The organism is Marinobacter sp. BSs20148 (assembly GCF_000283275.1).
GTDB classification, from domain to species: Bacteria; Pseudomonadota; Gammaproteobacteria; order Pseudomonadales; family Oleiphilaceae; genus Marinobacter; species Marinobacter psychrophilus.
Genome location: NC_018268.1, coordinates 914288 through 932656, shown reverse-complemented (window position 1 = coordinate 932656; position 18369 = coordinate 914288). Strand labels below are relative to the sequence as shown.

Annotated in this window: 15 protein-coding genes; 9 read left to right on the top strand and 6 right to left on the bottom strand. The window is 53.1% G+C overall.

Translation table 11 applies throughout. The annotated features are described in order from the left end of the window. Positions 1 to 35: 35 nt before the first annotated feature. Both MRBBS_RS04215 and MRBBS_RS04210 read right to left on the bottom strand, forming a co-directional pair. A complete protein-coding gene (locus MRBBS_RS04215; protein ID WP_014870181.1) occupies positions 36 to 1472 on the bottom strand; it encodes a sulfatase-like hydrolase/transferase in 1437 nt (478 codons plus the stop codon). Positions 1473 to 1611: 139 nt separating this feature from the next. After that, positions 1612 to 2079 carry a pilin gene (locus MRBBS_RS04210; RefSeq protein ID WP_014870180.1) on the bottom strand — a complete coding sequence of 156 codons (468 nt, stop codon included), beginning with the start codon at positions 2077 to 2079 and terminating at the stop codon, positions 1612 to 1614. Positions 2080 to 2384: 305 nt separating this feature from the next. On the opposite strand from MRBBS_RS04210, the gene pilB reads away from it, so the two are divergent. From pilB to MRBBS_RS04165, 9 genes are all read left to right on the top strand, one after another. Then, a complete protein-coding gene (gene pilB, locus MRBBS_RS04205) occupies positions 2385 to 4100 on the top strand; it encodes a type IV-A pilus assembly ATPase PilB (RefSeq protein ID WP_014870179.1) in 1716 nt (571 codons plus the stop codon). Between the two features lie 2 nt (positions 4101 to 4102). Further along, positions 4103 to 5323 (top strand): type II secretion system F family protein, encoded by a 1221-nt coding sequence (locus MRBBS_RS04200; protein WP_014870178.1) that lies wholly within the window; start codon positions 4103 to 4105, stop codon positions 5321 to 5323. Between the two features lie 3 nt (positions 5324 to 5326). Beyond that, complete coding sequence (locus MRBBS_RS04195; protein WP_014870177.1) at positions 5327 to 6202, top strand: prepilin peptidase; 876 nt, start codon at positions 5327 to 5329, stop codon at positions 6200 to 6202. 56 nt (positions 6203 to 6258) lie between these two features. Then, positions 6259 to 6867: a dephospho-CoA kinase gene (gene coaE, locus MRBBS_RS04190; protein ID WP_014870176.1), complete on the top strand. Its 609-nt coding sequence runs from the start codon at positions 6259 to 6261 to the stop codon at positions 6865 to 6867. Next, on the top strand, positions 6839 to 7948 hold the full coding sequence (locus tag MRBBS_RS04185) for a hypothetical protein (protein ID WP_187290773.1): 1110 nt from the start codon (positions 6839 to 6841) through the stop codon (positions 7946 to 7948). Before coaE ends, MRBBS_RS04185 begins: the two co-directional genes overlap by 29 nt. Before the next feature lie 5 nt (positions 7949 to 7953). Continuing rightward, complete coding sequence (tsaA, locus tag MRBBS_RS04180) at positions 7954 to 8721, top strand: tRNA (N6-threonylcarbamoyladenosine(37)-N6)-methyltransferase TrmO (RefSeq protein ID WP_014870174.1); 768 nt, start codon at positions 7954 to 7956, stop codon at positions 8719 to 8721. Positions 8722 to 8794: 73 nt separating this feature from the next. Continuing rightward, a complete protein-coding gene (gene yacG, locus MRBBS_RS04175) occupies positions 8795 to 8992 on the top strand; it encodes a DNA gyrase inhibitor YacG (RefSeq protein ID WP_014870173.1) in 198 nt (65 codons plus the stop codon). Positions 8993 to 9205: 213 nt separating this feature from the next. After that, positions 9206 to 9766 (top strand): YfaZ family outer membrane protein, encoded by a 561-nt coding sequence (locus MRBBS_RS04170; protein WP_014870172.1) that lies wholly within the window; start codon positions 9206 to 9208, stop codon positions 9764 to 9766. Between the two features lie 138 nt (positions 9767 to 9904). Next, complete coding sequence (locus MRBBS_RS04165; RefSeq protein WP_014870171.1) at positions 9905 to 10834, top strand: glucosaminidase domain-containing protein; 930 nt, start codon at positions 9905 to 9907, stop codon at positions 10832 to 10834. 63 nt (positions 10835 to 10897) lie between these two features. Here MRBBS_RS04165 and MRBBS_RS04160 read toward each other — a convergent pair whose 3' ends face one another. From MRBBS_RS04160 to MRBBS_RS04145, 4 genes are all read right to left on the bottom strand, one after another. After that, a complete protein-coding gene (locus MRBBS_RS04160) occupies positions 10898 to 13741 on the bottom strand; it encodes a LuxR C-terminal-related transcriptional regulator (RefSeq protein ID WP_227497574.1) in 2844 nt (947 codons plus the stop codon). A gap of 151 nt (positions 13742 to 13892) precedes the next feature. Continuing rightward, positions 13893 to 15254 (bottom strand): DUF1329 domain-containing protein, encoded by a 1362-nt coding sequence (locus MRBBS_RS04155; protein ID WP_014870169.1) that lies wholly within the window; start codon positions 15252 to 15254, stop codon positions 13893 to 13895. A gap of 33 nt (positions 15255 to 15287) precedes the next feature. After that, positions 15288 to 17123 carry a DUF1302 domain-containing protein gene (locus tag MRBBS_RS04150; RefSeq protein ID WP_014870168.1) on the bottom strand — a complete coding sequence of 612 codons (1836 nt, stop codon included), beginning with the start codon at positions 17121 to 17123 and terminating at the stop codon, positions 15288 to 15290. A gap of 178 nt (positions 17124 to 17301) precedes the next feature. Then, positions 17302 to 18369 carry a succinylglutamate desuccinylase/aspartoacylase family protein gene (locus MRBBS_RS04145; protein WP_014870167.1) on the bottom strand — a complete coding sequence of 356 codons (1068 nt, stop codon included), beginning with the start codon at positions 18367 to 18369 and terminating at the stop codon, positions 17302 to 17304.

The following is an 18369-nucleotide window of genomic DNA, read 5'->3' as shown; positions in this document are numbered from 1 at the left end:
ATAAAAAGCATAGGCTTTTCGAAGATCGCATCGCTCTAACGGGCAACATCATCTTTTTCCGCAGACTGACCAACCTCAAAGCTCACCCAAGGTACCGAGTCGTCCTTAAAGTAAGCCATCTTTTCTTCGCGATTCATAATCGGCGGTGAATGGTCACCCACAATAAGTACAGAGAAACCATCAAATTCGGGGGCGCTAAGTGCCTCCGCAAGTCTGAAAAAGTATTGAGCATGTATCTTCAAGTTTCGACATGTTTGAGACTCAAGAGGAATGCCGTGAATACCACAATCGAACACGTCGTAAACGATATCCCGTTCATCGTAAAATGCGTGAGAGTTCAATGTAAGCCAGTAGAGAAAAACTCTCGACTCATCTGCAAACATCCCACTAAGCCCCGCGGCAATTTCAAAATCACAAGCGCCGGGAAATGAGTAGCAACGACGATCCCACTCCTGCGTTTCAAAAAATAAAGTTTGCTCAAACCCCGCCCTCGGGTACCAAAGAGCCCGGTCGTACATCAAACCAACAGCGCCATGAATGCCCACCGTTTTATAACCAGACTCCTTGAGAAGGTTAGGCAGGCAGCGCTCAAATCCGCTCTCTATCTTGCTCAGATTGAAGTGACTGGTTGTGAGCCCACACAGCTCTCTTAATTCTGCCTCAACCGTCACACCTGAGAATTCTAGCGTCCCTGCTTGATAGTCATTCACCCCCTGACGAATACCCTCAAAAGGTTTCAGCAACGCATCACGAATCGGTTTGTCCGTGACCCCCCAGGATTCACTCAAGATGAGCAAAACCTTGTCTGGGATTTCAATGGGCTTTGCCAGCCAAGCTTGTGTTTTGCCAACATACGCCGCTGGGCTTAAAGGTTTGGGATCCACGTTGAAATTTTCAATAAAACCTGCGCGACGCAGGTCCAGATTCAGGACAGTCAGGCTCGAGACCAGAGACACTTCCGTGACTCGCCAGATGCGATTGTTAGACTCGGTACCTAAGAAAAGCGTAGATATATAAATAAAAACGACAGCATTTATCACTACCATCGTTGGCACTTCAATACCGCGCCGAGAGAAACGCATTAACCCAACCACGTTGATCAGGAGAGCAGCTGCCCCAATAGCAAATAGCATCTGGTAAGCGACAGGCGTAACGCCGATAAAACTAAACAGATAAAAAACGTCTAAGACCCTGAGAACAGGTAATATTTGACCAAGGAGAAAGAGAATGTCAAAAAAGAACGCAACAACTACGGCAATTAAACCAATAACACGATATCCCAACAAAAATAGAAAAACTACTATTACATAGTCGAAATTTATCAAGGGGCGATTTAGCGAGAAGTAATTTGCCGTCGCAAAGAAAAAAATATTTGGGAGGATAACGATAAAAAATGAATCGATAAATAATCGTCGAATAAAACGAACAGAACTTCGACCAGAAAAGTCTCCAGACTTAATTTCAGCGTCCATACTTCTCCACCAATTATTTATGACTAGAATGCTTAATACTGAAAAATGGTCCGTGAGGCCAACCTGTTAACTCTAAGCTAGCGTAAAGAGATCCAAAAAAAACGCCAATTCTCATTGGCGCTTCTGACGAGAAAATTGATCAGCTGCCTCCGAGAGTTCCACAACCTGCTGGCTGATACTTCGCTACAGCGGTAGTGCTGCACGACCATGATCCTTCGTCATCGCGAGCCCAAGTAAGCGTATTGGTACTAATAGCCGAGGAGGAATTACCACCGAAGGTTGCGGCAAGACTGGCAGTATTATCTGTTCCGATTGTTGCAACCAGACCTGCAGCACTGCCGTCCCCTTGAAGGTTGACACCAAGCAGATTGCTATCAGTCCAACCAAAATTGCAGTCGGCCTCTACAATACCATTCATCATGCAGTTTTCTACTGCGGTTCGGATCGAACCAGTTTCACTCATTACGCGAGAAACCTGCGAGCGAGCGATATAATCCTGATACTGCGGAATTGCAATCGCCGCCAAAATACCAATAATAGCGACAACAATCATCAGTTCGATCAGTGTAAAACCCTGCTGACCATGTTTCATTTGCATATTTCTCATAAAACCACCTTCGTCGTTATCGATTGAAACTCTTTATACCCTGACCAACACAATGCAGAAGCCGTGCCAATTATCACATTTCATAAAATATTAAACAAAATCAGCTCATTACTGCCTTTCATGAACTGACACTCATTGGTCAGAATACAAAAACCCCACCACTCCGCGTCAAAACCTGACAATTTTTGTCACTACCAACCTGCATAGCCTGCCCCACCCCAGCCTTCCCAAACCGCCCACACCCATCTAAACTCAACCTTCGTCATTACTCGCACCCCAACCATCAGGCTGCAGCGCCCTAATCTATGACAACAAACACAAGCAACATCACCTTAACGGGTCTGGCACGGCGCTTTGTAAGCGACGGCCTGCTGGATGAATCCGCGGCCAAAGACGCCTTTTTTCAGGCTTCTCAGAACCGTATTCCGCTGATCACCTACCTGACACAGCACAAGCTGGCAAACAGCTCGGCGTTGGCGTTTTCGGCGGCTATGGAGTTTGGTATTTCAGTGCTGGACCTGGATGCGTTTTTGCCAGAGGCGATGCCAGACAAGCTGGTGGACGAAAAACTGCTGCGCAAGCACAACGCCCTGCCTCTTTATAAGCGTGGCAACCGGCTGTTTATTGCGGTGAGCGACCCCACCAACATTCAGGCTCTGGACGAGATCAAGTTCAACACCGGCTTAAGTACCGATGCGATTCTGGTGGACGACGCCAAGCTGCGCGCAGCTATCGAAAAGCACCTGGCGTCCAGTGAAAGCTCCATGGGCGACTTGGGTGATACAGACCTTGAAGGTATAGAAACAGAAGGCGCGGATGGAAACGAGGATGACGGCGCCGTTGTAGTTGCAGAAATAGACGATGCGCCCATCGTGAAGTATGTGAATAAGATGCTGCTGGATGCCATTCGCGGAGGCTCGTCAGACGTTCACTTTGAACCTTACGAGAAAACTTACCGCGTACGCTTTCGCACCGACGGCATTTTGAAAGAAATGTCGCGACCCTCTATAAAGCTGGCACCGAAAATATCTGCGCGAATAAAGATCATGGCACAGTTGGACATTTCCGAGCGACGTTTGCCACAAGACGGCCGCATAAAGATGAGGTTATCCAAAACCAAGGCCATCGACTTTCGGGTGAACACACTGCCCACGCTGTGGGGGGAAAAAATCGTACTGCGAATTCTGGACCCCAGCCAAGCCAAGCTGGGCATTGATGCGCTTGGGTATGAAGAAGATCAGAAGAAGCTGTATATGGACGCCCTGGCGCAGCCCCAAGGTATGATTCTGGTGACGGGCCCCACCGGTTCCGGTAAAACCGTATCGTTGTATACTGGCTTGAATATTCTAAACACTGACGAGCGCAATATTTCCACGGCGGAAGACCCGGCGGAAATTAACCTGGAAGGCGTAAATCAGGTCAACGTGAACAACAAGGTAGGGCTTGGCTTTGCCGAAGCGCTAAGAGCGTTTTTGCGGCAAGACCCTGACGTTATCATGGTGGGCGAGATTCGGGACCTGGAAACCGCTAACATTGCCATCAAAGCGGCACAAACCGGTCACCTTGTGTTGTCCACGTTGCACACCAACAGCGCCGCCGAAACCTTAACCCGCATGATGAACATGGGCGTGCCGGCGTTTAACATTGCCACATCTGTTAGCCTGATTATTGCCCAGCGCCTGGGCCGGCGACTTTGCAGCTGCAAACAGGCTGGAAGCATCCCGAAAGACGTCCTTTTAGCCGAAGGGTTCTCAACTGAACAAATTGCAACCGGGTTCACGTTGTACCACCCGAAGGGCTGTGATAAATGCACTAATGGGTATAAAGGCCGCGTCGGCATTTACGAGGTGGTGAAAGTAACCGAGCAGCTGGCCAACATGATTATGGAAGAAGCCAGTTCTATCAAGATTGCAAAAGCAGCTCAGGCTGAAGGCTTTCGGACCCTGCGCCAATCCGCCCTGTTAAAGGTGATTGAGGGTTTGACCAGCCTTGAAGAAGCCAACCGCGTGACCAAGGATTAAGCATGGCCCAAAAAGCGAATAAACTAGAATCCTATGTATGGGAAGGCAAAGATCGCCGCGGCAACAAAGCCAAGGGTGAGCTGTCTGGCGTAAGCGTGGCTTTGGCCAAAGCCCAGTTACGCAAGCAAGGCATAGTTCCAGACAAGGTGAAAAAGAAATCCAAGCCGTTGTTCGGTGGCAGCAAAAAAATCACTCCCTTTGACATTGCCATGCTCACCCGACAACTGGCCACCATGATGAAAGCCGGTGTACCCCTGGTGCAAAGCTTTGACATTGTGGCCGATGGATTGGAAAACAAAGGCCTACAGGAACTGGTGATGTCGGTTCGGAACGACATTGCTTCTGGTAACAGCTTCGCCGGATCGTTGCGTAAACACCCCCGCCAATTTGACGACTTGTACTGCAACCTGGTGGATTCCGGCGAAAAGGCCGGTGCGCTCGAGAAAATGCTCGACCGTATCGCCACTTATATGGAAAAAACAGAAATTCTGAAGAAAAAAGTAAAAAAAGCAATGACTTACCCGATCGCCGTTGTGGTAGTTGCGATCGTGGTAACAGCCATATTGCTGGTAAAAGTAGTTCCGCAATTTGAATCGCTTTTTAACGGGTTTGGTGCAGAGCTGCCAGTGTTTACCCAGATGGTGGTTCGCCTGTCAGAATGGATGCAGACATGGTGGTTCGTAGTGCTACTAGGCATTGTCGGCACCATTGTTTTATTCAAAGAGTCAAAACGGCGGTCACAGAAGTTTTCAGACATTGTCGACAAATATGTGCTGAAAGTGCCGGTTATGGGTGAAATTCTGGACAAATCTGCCGTCGCGAAGTTTGGCCGGGTGTTATCAACAACGTTCGCAGCCGGTGTTCCCCTTGTAGATGCTCTTGAATCCGTTGCGGGCGCTACCGGCAACGCGGTTTATCGCGATGCCATCATGCGCATTCGCAATGACGTTTCCGGCGGCACCCAGCTTCAAGCCTCTATGCGGGCGCAGGACGTGTTTCCGGTGATGGCGGTTCAGCTGACGGCGATTGGCGAGGAATCTGGTAATCTGGACGAAATGCTGGAAAAAGTGGCCGAGCACTACGAAGCCGTAGTGGATGACATGGTAGACAACCTGACTGCGCTGATGGAGCCAATGATCATGTCGGTGTTGGGCGTGCTGGTGGGTGGTTTGATTATCGCCATGTACCTGCCGATCTTCCAAATGGGCCAGGTTGTTGGGTAATTCATGGTTGATTTAAGCATTCTTCTGGATACACCCTGGTTGCTTTACACCATGGTTGCATTTGTGTCTTTGTGCATCGGCAGTTTTCTGAACGTCGTTATTTTTCGCCTGCCGGCGATGATGCAGCAGGAGTGGCGCTGCCAGTGTGAAGAGCTGCTGGAAGTGCCGGGGGCCAAGCGGGAACCGGCGAAGGTGTTGAGCCTGTCAAAGCCAGCGTCTACCTGCCCCCACTGCGGCCACGGTATTCGCGCCTGGCAGAATGTACCGGTCATCAGCTACCTGGTGCTGAAAGGCAAATGCGCCAATTGCAGCGAACCGATTTCAGCGCGCTACCCGATTATTGAGTTAACGACAGCGGTGTTCTCAGTACTTACCGTGTACCTGCTGGGACCAACGCCTGCGGCGCTTTGGGCGTTATTGCTGGTGTGGGCGCTGGTGGCGCTGACGATGATTGATTTTGATACTCAACTGCTGCCAGACTCCATAACCCTGCCCCTGCTTTGGTTAGGGCTGATGGTGAATTACTTTGGCCAGCTGGTGCCTTTTGACGAAGCATTCTGGGGCGCCATAGTGGGCTACCTGGCTCTCTGGTCAGTTTACTGGCTGTTCAAACTGGTTACCGGCAAGGAAGGCATGGGCTACGGCGATTTCAAGCTGCTGGCAGCGTTGGGCGCCTGGCTGGGTTGGACGTTATTGCCGGCGGTTATTCTGTTATCCTCTGTTGTGGGCGCAGCCGTTGGTATAGCCTTGATGGTGTTCAAACAGCAAGGCCGAGAGGTACCCATGCCATTTGGGCCTTATTTAGCCACAGCCGGCTTGCTGTGCTTATGGTTTGGTGATGAAATTGTGAGTGTGTGGTTCCGCTTTCTTGGTGTATAGGCTTGGGTTATAAGTCTGGTTATATAGGCTTGGTTACAAAAGGAGTAGGCGCGCGTATGGCACCCAAAATTGTGGGGCTGACCGGTGGTATTGGATCAGGAAAATCGATGGTTGCCAGCCTCTTTGGCGCCTTTGGCGTGCATTGGATAGACGCAGACGATGTCGCCCGCCAGGCGGTAGAACCCGGCACCCGAGCGCTGGAGCTGATTGCCGAGCATTTTGGTCACGACATTCTGATGTCTGGTGGCGCGCTGAATCGCGCAGCTTTGCGTAAGCTGGTGTTTGACAACGCCGACGAGCGTCGGTGGCTGGAAGCGTTGATACACCCCATTATCCACGCGGATTTGGAACGCCAGTTAAAGCCCGAAGACTACAACTTGCCTTACGTATTGCTCGTGTCGCCGCTGCTGTTTGAAACGGTTCAGCACACCATGACCGAGCGAGTAATTGTTATAGACAGCCCAGAGAGCGTGCAAATACAGCGCACCATGGCGCGGGACAACAACCCACGGGACCAGGTTGAACGCATCATTGCCGCACAGATTCCGCGCCAGCAGCGGCTTGAAAAGGCCGACCTGATTATTGATAACGGCGGCACCAAAGACAACGTGCGCCAACAGGTGCGAGACGCCCACAATGCGCTGCTGGTGGAATTTGGCCATTAACCGGCGCCAAGTGTTTGGTGCTGGTTTCTTTACTATTGCTGCAGTACTTACAGCGCCTGCAGCCTGTGCACTGGAACCCTCAATACAATTTCACCAACGATCTATTCCCCAGCACCTTGCCCCGCAGGCGTTACCCAGCAACTTTTACGACTTCGCCCCAGAGGACTACTGGGCCGAGCCGGAAGACTCTTATTGGCTGAACTTCAGCAACTGGGTGCTGTTGCAGGAGCGCACTCAGGGGGAGCGTATGGGACAGCTGGGGCAGTGGGCAGACCGAACCCTGTCCGGCGAAAGTCATAGCCTACCGTTGAACGAAAGTTATTTGCGCCTAAGCTTTGCCACCGAAACCCGTGCCGGTACCGTGCTGAATTTTGAGCCAGAGGCGCGCTTTCGGTTGGACATACCCACCGCCCGCAAAAAGCTGAGACTGGTCATTGAAAGCGAAAGCGAAGAGCTGATTCCGCTGGCAGAGCGACAGCGCGACCGTCAGCTTACGGAACCGGAACGCTCTTCAACCGGTACCACGGGTGCTCTCCGGTTTTTGGGCCAGGTGGGTGACTCGATTAATTTCTCCAATGATTTTGGCGCGCGCCTGCACTTACCCCCCGATGCTTTCTGGCGCGCCACAGTGCGCAAGAACTGGCAGCCATCTGGCGACTGGGGCTTGCTGGCTCAACAGCGTTTTTATTATTACCATCAAAACGGCTGGGGTTCGCGCAGCTGGTTTGAGGCGCGGCACGATTTAGGTAAGGGCTGGGAGTTTATAAACTCATCCGAGCTGGAGTGGGTGCACAGTGACAGGGAGTTTGTGGCGGCCCAAGTGTTCAGTGTAAGCAAACGGATGAATAACCGTGCGGTGCTTACGCCCCGTATTGGTGTACTGGGTGAAAGCCAGCCCAGTTGGCGGACCACGGAAGCCTTTGCCGACATTACCTGGCGCTATCGTATGTACGGCGATTGGTTGTTCGGAGAGGTTATTCCTGCACTGCAGTTTGCACGAGACAATTCGTTTAAAGACGATAGCTCGCTGGTTTTGCGGCTGGAGATGTATTTTTCTGGCAACATTGTTCGACGCAACTAACCCTTATGCCTCGCCATAACGAAAAAGATGCCACTGAAGCACTGACTCTGACTCCGATTGCCATCACTCGCTCCTGCTTTGCCGACAAGTTCGGCGTGCCGCGGCAGCCGGGCTTAACCCGCCATGCCCACGCCGACTTATTGATTCAGCCGCCGTTTGACCGCGAGGACGCTTTTCGCGGTTTGGAGAGCGCCAGCCATTTATGGCTGACGTTTCAGTTTCATCAGGCGGTGCGAGCCGAGTGGCGGCCGGTGGTGCGGCCACCCCGTTTGGGAGGCAACCGCAAGATTGGGGTGTTTGCCAGCCGTTCGCCGTTTCGCCCCAACAGCCTGGGCCTTTCGGCAGTGCGTAACCGCGGGCTGGTGCGCAAGCAAGGCAAGCTGGTGTTACAAATCAGCGATCACGATTTGATTGAAGGCACGCCCATTCTGGACATCAAACCGTATCTACCATTTGCAGACGAGATAAGCGGCGCGCATCTGGGTTGGGCCGAGGAGGCACCGCTGGAGCGCTTGCCGGTGGTGTTTTTGCCCGAGGCACAACAGCAGCTGGGCGAGCTTTGTGCAGGGCCTTCTTCAAAGAGCTCCCTACAAAAATATCCGGATTTCGCCGCGCTAATTGAAGATGTGGTGAGTTACGATCCGCGGCCTTCGTTTCGCCGCGGCCGCGAAGAAGAAAGGATTTACGGCGCGCATCTGTACGATGTCAATGTGCGTTTCCGATTTGTAACCGACGAAACAGGCAGCCGTGTGGAAGTGCTGACGGTTTGTTAAACTGCTTTCGCCCGGTTTCTTATTTTACAAATGATTAGATAGATTTCTCTCACCCATGATTCTATAGGTTGCCATGAACGTTGAATGCCCCACCTGCCATAAAGCCGTGGAATGGACCGATGCCAATCCAGAGCGCCCATTCTGTTCGCACCGCTGCAAGTTGATTGACCTGGGCGCCTGGGCCAATGAGGAATACCGGGTACCGGCACAGAATGTAAGCTCGGAAGACCTGGACCAACTGGACCAGTTGGAAGACGACACCCAGCACTGAGCGTTCGATTTACACCCGTTTCCGTCTATGTTTAGACATTTTAAAATCAGCCGCAAAAAATGCGGATTGTGCTGACCGTTTATACCTGGCGGTTACGGGCTTTTAAGTTGTGGGTTTCCGGCGCGCGCTTTACCATCACCTACAGAATCTTCCGCCATTGCCGGCAGCTTCCACGCTCGTTCATGATCCGTTCATTACCAATAAGGTAGCATTATGAAAGCCTCCCGTATTTCTCTGATGGCCCTATCACTTGCTATAGGCGCAGCGCCTGCGCTGGCCAGCGACGTTGATGTAAGCTTGACCGCAGAGTCCGTAAAAGCACAGGTGAACTTCTTTGACAGCCGCGACGACATGCAACTGGGCGCCGGTTATACCTACCACGAAGGCAGCCGCCACATCGGCAACGTCGATTTTCACGCCCAAGGCCGCACGGCCCTTGGTAATCTGCCAACCACTGCAGGCCTTGGTATGCGCCTGATCGGTTGGGACGATGACCGGGTCGACGGCGGCGCTTTGGCGCTGGGCGGCTATGCAACCGTGAACATTCCCGATGTACCGGGTTTGTCAGTGACTGGCGGCCTGCACTATGCCCCCAGCATTCTGGCGTTTGGTGATTCCGATGACATGACCAGCCTTGAAGCCCGTGTTAGTTACCGTGTGATTCGTAACGCAGAGCTGTTTGCCGGTTACCGCTACCTGAACACAGATTTGGATGGTCGCAGCGATCTGAACCTGGATGAAGGCGTAATGGCCGGTATGAAATTGTACTTCTGATCAATTTTCTGCCGAGCCTGAAAAAATCCCCGGCCCGCGCACTGCGGCTCGGGGATTTTTGTATATTGTCTGAGCTGCTGTTATTTTGATCACTTAATCACAGTAACCCATAAGGTTATTATCAAGCCTAGAGGTGATATGTCAGTCAACACAGGCGCACCTTCTCCTGCTGCCCAAAAACGTCATGCTTTGGCGTTTATTCTATTACTGCTTGCCGGTGCTTTATTTGGAGCATTTTATAAACCGTCGCCAAGCGCACTCAGCAGCCGTGACAATGCCGGCGAGGAATTTCAGTTTGCCACGCTACCGGCGCTACCCGGCTGGGCCAATGCGCCCTTGCCCGATTTTTCTAGCTACGCGGATACTGACGAAAAAAAAGCCGCTTTTTTTGAATTTCTGTTCCCACGCATTGTGCTGGCAAACAGCCGCATTTTGCTGGAACGTGAGTACTTGGACGCTTTGGCTGCAAAATCCCAGCTTACTGGCAAAGAAAAACAATGGCTGAAAAACGAAGCCAAACGCCTACGGGTCGACCACACGCCAGTGGGCAAGGCCCAGATTGCCAAGCTAAAAAGACGCCTGGACGTAATACCGCCGTCGCTGATTATGGCCCAGGCGGCTAACGAGTCCGCTTGGGGCACGTCGCGCTTTGCGGTGGAAGGTAACAATCTGTTCGGCCAATGGTGTTTCGCCGCTGGCTGCGGTCTGGTGCCGCTTAGCCGGGTATCGGGCGCCAGCCACGAGGTGGCCAAGTTTTCTTCGCCATATCGTTCTATACGGGCCTATATAGAGAACCTGAACCGCCACCCTGCCTATCAAACATTGCGGGATATTCGCCTAACCGATCGCAAACAACAGGAACCGCTGTCTGGCAAGGGGCTGGCTGCAGGGTTAGAACTTTACTCCGAGCGTGGTGACGAGTACATCGACGAGATAACGGCAATGATCAGCCATAACGATCTGGCCGTGTACGATCAGGCGTTTGCCGAAATCTTGCAAGATCAAAACCCGGCTCATCTGCAACAGCTGGCCAGCGCCAGCTCTGTTGACGAGCTGTTGCCACGTTAAAGGCGGTCTTTAGCCAGAAACCGTTGTTGTCTCCAAGTAGCTGTTTTCTCAAAGTATGGCTGGCTAAAGCACGCCCAGTTCGCGGGCCCGGACAATGGCTTGGGTGCGGGATTTCACACCCAGCTTGGCGTTTATTCGGCGCGCGTGGGTTTTAACGGTGTGCAGTGAAATGTGCAATTTGTCTGCAACTTCCTGATTAGACAGGCCGCGGGCAATGCATTCCAACACGCCTTTTTCCCGTTCACTGATGGGCTCGGCAAGAGGCACAATCACCCTCGTCGCACTCGTCGCACTCGTCGCTGCCTTGATACCAAACAGCTTTACCAGAGCATCGGTGAAAACACCGGTTGGAAGCTGGTCAAGTGTTTGCCGTAGCAGCGGCTCAAGTTCTTGTTTGAGCTCGGTAAACGGGCTGATGAAATGCTCTTTGGCCGCCAACTCAACAATACTGACCAGGCGCTTGACGGCTTGGGCAGGACTTTTTTCCCGGGCAAGCAGCACGGCATCTAACAGGCTCATGTGCAGGTCTACGCCCATAGGCATGGAATCGCGGTAGCCAGCACGCAAGCCATTCAGCTGGGTTCTGGCCGCGCCATATTCCCCGCGGGCCATGGCAACGCGCACTTGCAGGCAGTCCATCAGCCCCAGCATGGTGGGGAAGAGTTCCGGTGAATAGCCAGCTTGGCGATAAGGCACTATTTTGGTCATCGCCTGGGCCGCCCTGTCAGTCTCGCGCTGGGCCAGCCAGCACGATGCCTTTAATGCTTCCAATACCGGCACGTAAAGTTCACCGTCTACCTGCCATGACTGCATGGTGCGTTCTGCGCGGGCAATCCAGGCAAAGGCTTCGTCAAAATGGCTCTGGCTGCGGCAGATAAGTACCCGCAAACACATAGCCATTAACAGGCCCAGATCTCGGGTTTGTTCGGCCTGCCGGGTGCACACGGCCAAAACCCGGTCTACATCCTGGTACCTACCTTGGTGCAACAGCACCAGCGCAAGATTCAGCTGGAGCCGGATTTCCCCTACTCGCGCCGGTCGCGCCAACTCTTGCATGGCTGTGTCCAGACTGCTGCGCAGCAGGTGTTCGGTGTGGCGAAGCTCGCCTTTACTCAGCTCGATGCGGGCATGGGCGTAAACCGCCAAGGCCTCGGAGCCGGTATCGCCAGCCTGTCGCGCCAGGCGTGCGGCTTCGCGGCTGGCCTGGCGGGCATCTGCGAAACGACCAAGGGCACACAAGGCGCTGGATCGCACCAATTGGGTAACCAGCTGGCCCTGAACGGATAGCTCCGGATCTTTGAGGGCAGCTTCGGCCAGCACCAAGGCCGGTTCCACCTGGCCCTGGCCTCGAGCAATAAACGCCTGCAGGGCCTGAATTCGCCCAAGCGGAATGTCGTGTGCTTCCACCTTGCCCAAATGTTCAACCAGCTCTGTTGCCTGGCGACATTGCCCGCCAATAGCGTGTACCCAACCAAAAACCAACCGCAGCCGTGGATTGGCGGCCAGTGCGGTTGCCGGCAGGCTAAACCTCAGGCGTAGCAATGATGCGGTGTCTTGCCCCAGAAGAAGAGCCTCGGAGCCTTCCGCTGCCATGCGCCGGATCTGTCCCACGTCAGCAGACATCAGAGCGTATTTCAAGCCTTCTGAGTACTGACGGCGCTGGGCGAACCACTCACTCACCCGCAGCATGCGCTGGGCACTGCCGTTCAACACCGGCGTTTGCAACCAGTCCAGCAGCAGCGGATTCAGCCGATACCAGCGGCCACGCCCGGCCATAAGCTTTGCAGGCAAGCCGCGCTCGACCGCCTGTGAGGGCACTAATTGAGAGAGTGTTACTGGTGTAGGCGTTGTCTGCGCGAGCGCTGTTTGTGAAGGTGATAAAGCTAATTCAATCGTGGTATCCGCCAGCGATGCGAATAGATCGTCAGAAAACACATCAAGTTCGGCCAGTGCACGCAGCGCTAACAGCTGCGCGTTTGTGTAATGGCCCAATACGGCATCTGCCAGAAATCGCTGAACGCTTGCAGTGTCTTGCAAGGCTTTACGTTCGCGGCCACTGCGCAACTCACCACGGTATAGCGCCAAGGGCGTTGGCCAGCCTTCAGTGAGGCTGTAAAGATTGTCGACCGAAACGGTGGTTAACTTTTGTTGCTGCAGTTCGCTGGCGAAAAATTCAAACACTTCACTGCGACTGAATTCGAGTTTGTCCGGGCCGAGGCTGGTGAAACGGTTTTGCAGATCCAGCGAATGGGTGCTGACAGCCAGCGGGCCACGGGATATACCGAGTAAGCGCAGTTGAGCTGGCAGGTTGTCCACCAGTTGTTGCAACAACGCCAAGGCCGCCGGATTGCAGATTGCATCCAGATTGTCTAGCACCAGCACTTTAGGCAAAAGGCTAACTGAATCGGGCCGCTCTGTAGCCGCCAACAACCATTGCAAACCGTCCGAAAACGCGCCGCTGTGTACGGGTTCAGGCTGATTCAGCGCTACCGCCAGCAGCATTAAAAAACGTTCAGGGGCGTTATCTTGGGCGTTCAGAGTTACCCAGCGGAAATGCGCGGAGCAGAAATCTGACGCCAACAACGCTTGCGTAGCGGCGGCCGATTTGCCATAACCACAGGGGCCGTAAATGTTCAGCAATCCGGCGGGCACCAAACTGCCCATCAACACCTGATTTAACTCTGGCCGAACCAGCAAACATTGCAGATGTTTTTCATCAAATGGCAGTTTTACCCGCTGTTGCAGAAGCTCGCGTACCCGCTCGCCGCGCTGGAGCGCGCTGTTAGCGGTCTGGAATTCGTCGTTTGCTGCTTTACCCTTTTCAACTTGTTTCACGCACTGCCCCGTCGATACCGGCGCGTGGCGAATAATGGCCCTGCGCTGACCGGCAAATTCCAAGAGTGGCATTATGATCGACGGCTTAGCGGCCGCGATTAAGGTACAGCGCAGATTAACATAAAAAAGGCGGGCACCAAGGCCCGCCTTTTTTATTTCCGGTACTTTCTATTTAAAACAGTACTTTCTACAAGGTGATTTCTACCATCTGCTGCCTTCAGGATTAGCGTACACCAGACCTGCGCAGCGCGGCCGGAGTGTAGTCACGAGACTGCCGTTGAATGCCGAATTCGTACGGATTGGCTTCTTCGTTAGTCAGGCCCAGCACCAGGTAGCGGCCAGAAAGCACATCGTAGATGGCTTCCACAGCGTACCAGGGCACATCGCGATCGTAGAACTGAACGGCGTGGGCTTCTGAAACCCTCCACAACTCGCCACGGCCGTCGTACTGGTCAATCACCGCTGCCTGCCAGGAATCTTCGTTAAAGTAGATGTCACGCTTGGCATATATGTGGCGTTCACCTTCCTTCAAAGTAGCGCGCACATGCCATACCCGGTGCAGTTCGTAACGGGTCAGTTCTTGGTTCATGTGGCCAGGCCGCACGATATCGGTGTACTTGATATCACGATCAAGCAGCTTGTACGAATTGTACGGAATGTACATTTCTTTCTTGCCCACCAGCTCCCAGTTGTAGCGATCTGGAGCGCCGTTCATCATATCCAGGTTATCCGAGGTACGCATGCCGTCGGCCGCGGTGCCCGGGCCGTCGTACGCTACTTGAGGCGCACGGCGAACACGACGCTGGCCAGCGTTGTAAATCCACGCACGGCGGGGTTCGGCGATCTGGTCGATGGTTTCGTGTACCAGCAGCACATTACCTGCCAGCCGAGCCGGGCCCACAATGGCCTGTTTAAAGTAAAACAGCACGTTGGGATCGGGGTTCTGGTTGGCGTCTTCCAGGAAGGTACGGTAGGTCAACTCTTCCTCAAACCGCACTACGCTGAAATCGCCGCTTTCTGTGGGTGTTACCTGGCCAATGTTACGCAGCACCGAACCGCCGCGGTAACGGGTAATGTGGTTCCAGTAAACTTCCAGACCACTTTGTGGCATCGGGAAAGGCGTGCCGGCCTGATAATTTTCCAGCCCAGAACCGCCTTCTTTCAATGCTACCGTAGTGGCATTGGCGCGAGTTTGCTCTTGCACCGCTTGCGGGTACGCCATGGTGCGGCGAGTTTGGTACACCGGCATCACGAAGTTGTCGTACTTTTCGATCATCGCCACCTGACCCGGTGACAAATTAGCGCGGTACTGATCGACGTTGCTGCGATTGATTGTGAATTCTGGCGTATCTGACGGGAACGGGTTCACGTAAATGCCATCGTTCATGTAGCCAGCCGGCGGAGTGGTCAAGCCACCCTCAAAGGCTGGAATAGCACCGCCGTTACCCGCTTTCTCTGCGCCCATCAGGGTCAGCGTATCGCCTAGTTTGGCGGCCTCGCTGCCTGACACCGCGGCAAGGGCGTTCATGCTGAACAGCGATGCCGCAAGAATCCCAGTGGTAAGTATTTTGTTGTTCAATTTCATAAATAATACCTCGCTAAACGAATAAGAGACGGATTAGAACGAGTAGGAAACGCTCGCGCTGATGAAATCGCGGTCTCTGAATTCGTTATAGGGTTTGCCACCGAAATAGTTGGTGTAGCTGACATCAGCACTGATCTTGTTCTGATACACCGCCTCTAAGCCAAAACCAATTGATTTATTACCTTCGCTAAACGCGCCACCAGGTTGCGGGGCGTAGCCTTTCACATCGTGACTCCAAGCCAGGCGCGGGAACAGATTAACGCCAGAGAATGCGTTCAGGTAATCCCATACCAAGCGGGTGCGATAACCCCAAGAGAAGTCGGTGGTGAAGCCTTCGTTTACGCAGTTGTCAGGGTTATTGTTAGACAACGGACAAAGATCTGACGGGAACGGGGACGCAACGTTCGTAGGCACAGGTCCGATCCCAAATGTTCCTGACCGACCATAACGTGCTTCGTCAAGACCCGGCAGACCGTGCACATAAGTAGCACCCACTTCGTTGATCAGTGACAGACGGCTTGCGCCCATAACCTGATCGAAGAACTTGATCAAAGTGAACTGAGCCTGAGACACATCATAAAAGTCGTAACCATTGGTCGCCTGTCCTGACAGGGCCGCGAGACTTGATACGCCAGATTCTTCAACCCGCTGTTTTGCAAGCAGACTTACAGGATCGCCTGAGAAGGGCGACAACGACTGAAGCCCCCCACTAATTAGCTCAAAGGCATTCCACTGGATGGGCACATCGTTGCGAAAACTGTACTCAGCACCTAACGACCAACCACCCGGAACTGTGGTGTTGATGCTCAGCCCGTACAGGTCAATATTTTCAGGATACTCAATAAAGTAGTCCGGAAAATCTACCCCATTTGCAGTATCATTTATAAACCCGCTGATATATGGCAAGCGGCTATTGTACTTAATATAAAAAAGACCGATTTCAGAATCGTTCAAAGCCGGCACATACCAGCGCAAAGCTACACCAAACTGGTCTTTAGTGTCGGCTTCGCGGTCTTCCACCCTTTGTAAAACCGCAGGTGAGTTGGCGGCGTTGTCTGCGTCGCTTTTGGTTCCCTCAAGATAAACAGGCTGGCAACCATCAGCCACAAAGTCGACTGTAGAGAAGAATGTGCCGCAATCATCGGTGCGCACTTTTTCCCAGTCGGTCTGGACAAAGCCTTCAATGGTCACGTTTTCGGTAATACCCGCAGAAATGTAGAACATCTCTACTGGCAGCAGAGCATCTTTAAGCTCAGCACCCGGAGCCCGAAAAGCATTCACATCAATCGGGTTGATGGTGTTGATACCATTCGGAATAAAGGTACTTTCGCCCCAGCTGACCACCTGACTGCCGTAGCGGGCACTCACGGGTACGTTGCCCAGGTACCAATCAGTAAACACATAGGCATCCAGAAATTCACCGCCGGAGGCGTTGTCTCTGCCATCCGAGCTTAGTTGCACATGCTGACGGTTTTCGTCTTTCAGTTCAAAATCGTACCAATAGCGGCCGCGCACCAAAGCGCCTACGCGAGTGAGCACACTGCTATCGAGGTCGTAACTAAGGAACAACTCACTATTGCCTTTAACAAGTTTGGAAACCGTATCGCCCTTATCGAAATTCAGGTTGCCGTTGTCGAAGTTGGTCGAAGAGGATCTTCCGCCGTTGCCAGTGCCTATTATTCCCTTATCCCGATTCTCGGTACGCCAGGTAGCCCCGGCTGTAAGTGTGGTGTTGAACTGGGCTTCTATACCGCCCAATTTCTCGGAGTCAAAAGTATAAGCTGAGGCATAACCGGAAAAGCCGGCCGCGATGGCAATTGCCAGCGGCAGTCGCTTCCATATACGCGGCGCGTGTTGGTTTTTTATCATTGGAAGACTACTCCGTTTATTTTTGTGTTCTTGCTGTGATAGAACGTTCCAAATCACATTATACCAACGCCCTCTCCTGTTCTTATCAGTCAAAAGTATGATTTTCACGTTCATCCCCACTACGCAGGCGTGGACTTGATTAATCCCACCATAGTCAACACATCCGCAATGGAGGGCATTATTGTTTTTGCAGTTCATCCCAGGGGTGAACTGGCAATACCGCTTCGCTGACTTCCGATTCCATGCTGTCGCGGAAATAGTCCATAGCTTTTTCTGCTTCGCCGAGTTCGTCAAAACGGGCAATGTGATAAATCGCCTCGCCTTCGTTCACCAGCGGCAGATTATTCACGCAAATCACAATGCCGGAACAGGGGGAGATGATGGCGGTTTCCGAGGCCCCGAAAGGGTCAGCAACCATCGCCAGCTTTTGGCCTTTTCTGATTTTTTGCCCCAGTTTGGCCACCGGGCGCATGATGCCGTCTATATCGGCCCTTACCCACTGGGAACTGGCTGCAACCTCGGAGCGTTTGCGAGGCGGCTTTACACTCTTTTTGGCCGGTGTCATTTTCAGCTCCCGCATTACCCGCATCACACCTTTAACACCGCTGGCGATGACAACTTCGTCAAAGCGCAAGGCTTCGCCTCCCTCATAGGTAATCACTGGAATGTTCTGTGAATCGGCGTAGGCGCGCAGGCTGCCCTCGCGCAGGCCGGCGTTTATAATAATCGGTGCAGCAAAAGCTTCGGCCATGCGGGCTGTTTCAGGGGTTTTCAGCTCGGCGCGAATCTGCGGCAGGTTAAACCGATGTATGGCACCGGTGTGCAGGTCAATAATGTGGGTAACGTGTTCCATAATCTGGGTGCGTAGTAAATACGCGATGCGCCCACCCAGGGAGCCGCTTTCGCTGCCAGGAAAGCAGCGGTTCAGATCACGGCGGTCTGGCAGATAGCGGGTGCGTTGCACAAAGCCGAAAATATTGACGATGGGCACGGCTACCAAGGTGCCGCGCAAATTCCGCAGCGCAGTGTTGATGAGTACCCGGCGCACAATTTCCACGCCGTTGATTTCATCGCCGTGAATGGCGCCACACACCATCAGTACCGGGCCATCACGGCGGCCGTGCACAATTTCCACCGGAATGTGCAAGGGCGTGTGGGTGTACAGCTTGGCCACCTGAACTTCTATGGTCTGGCGGGTGCCCGGCTGAACCTGAATGCCGGCAATTTCAAAGGGAGCTCGTGCCAT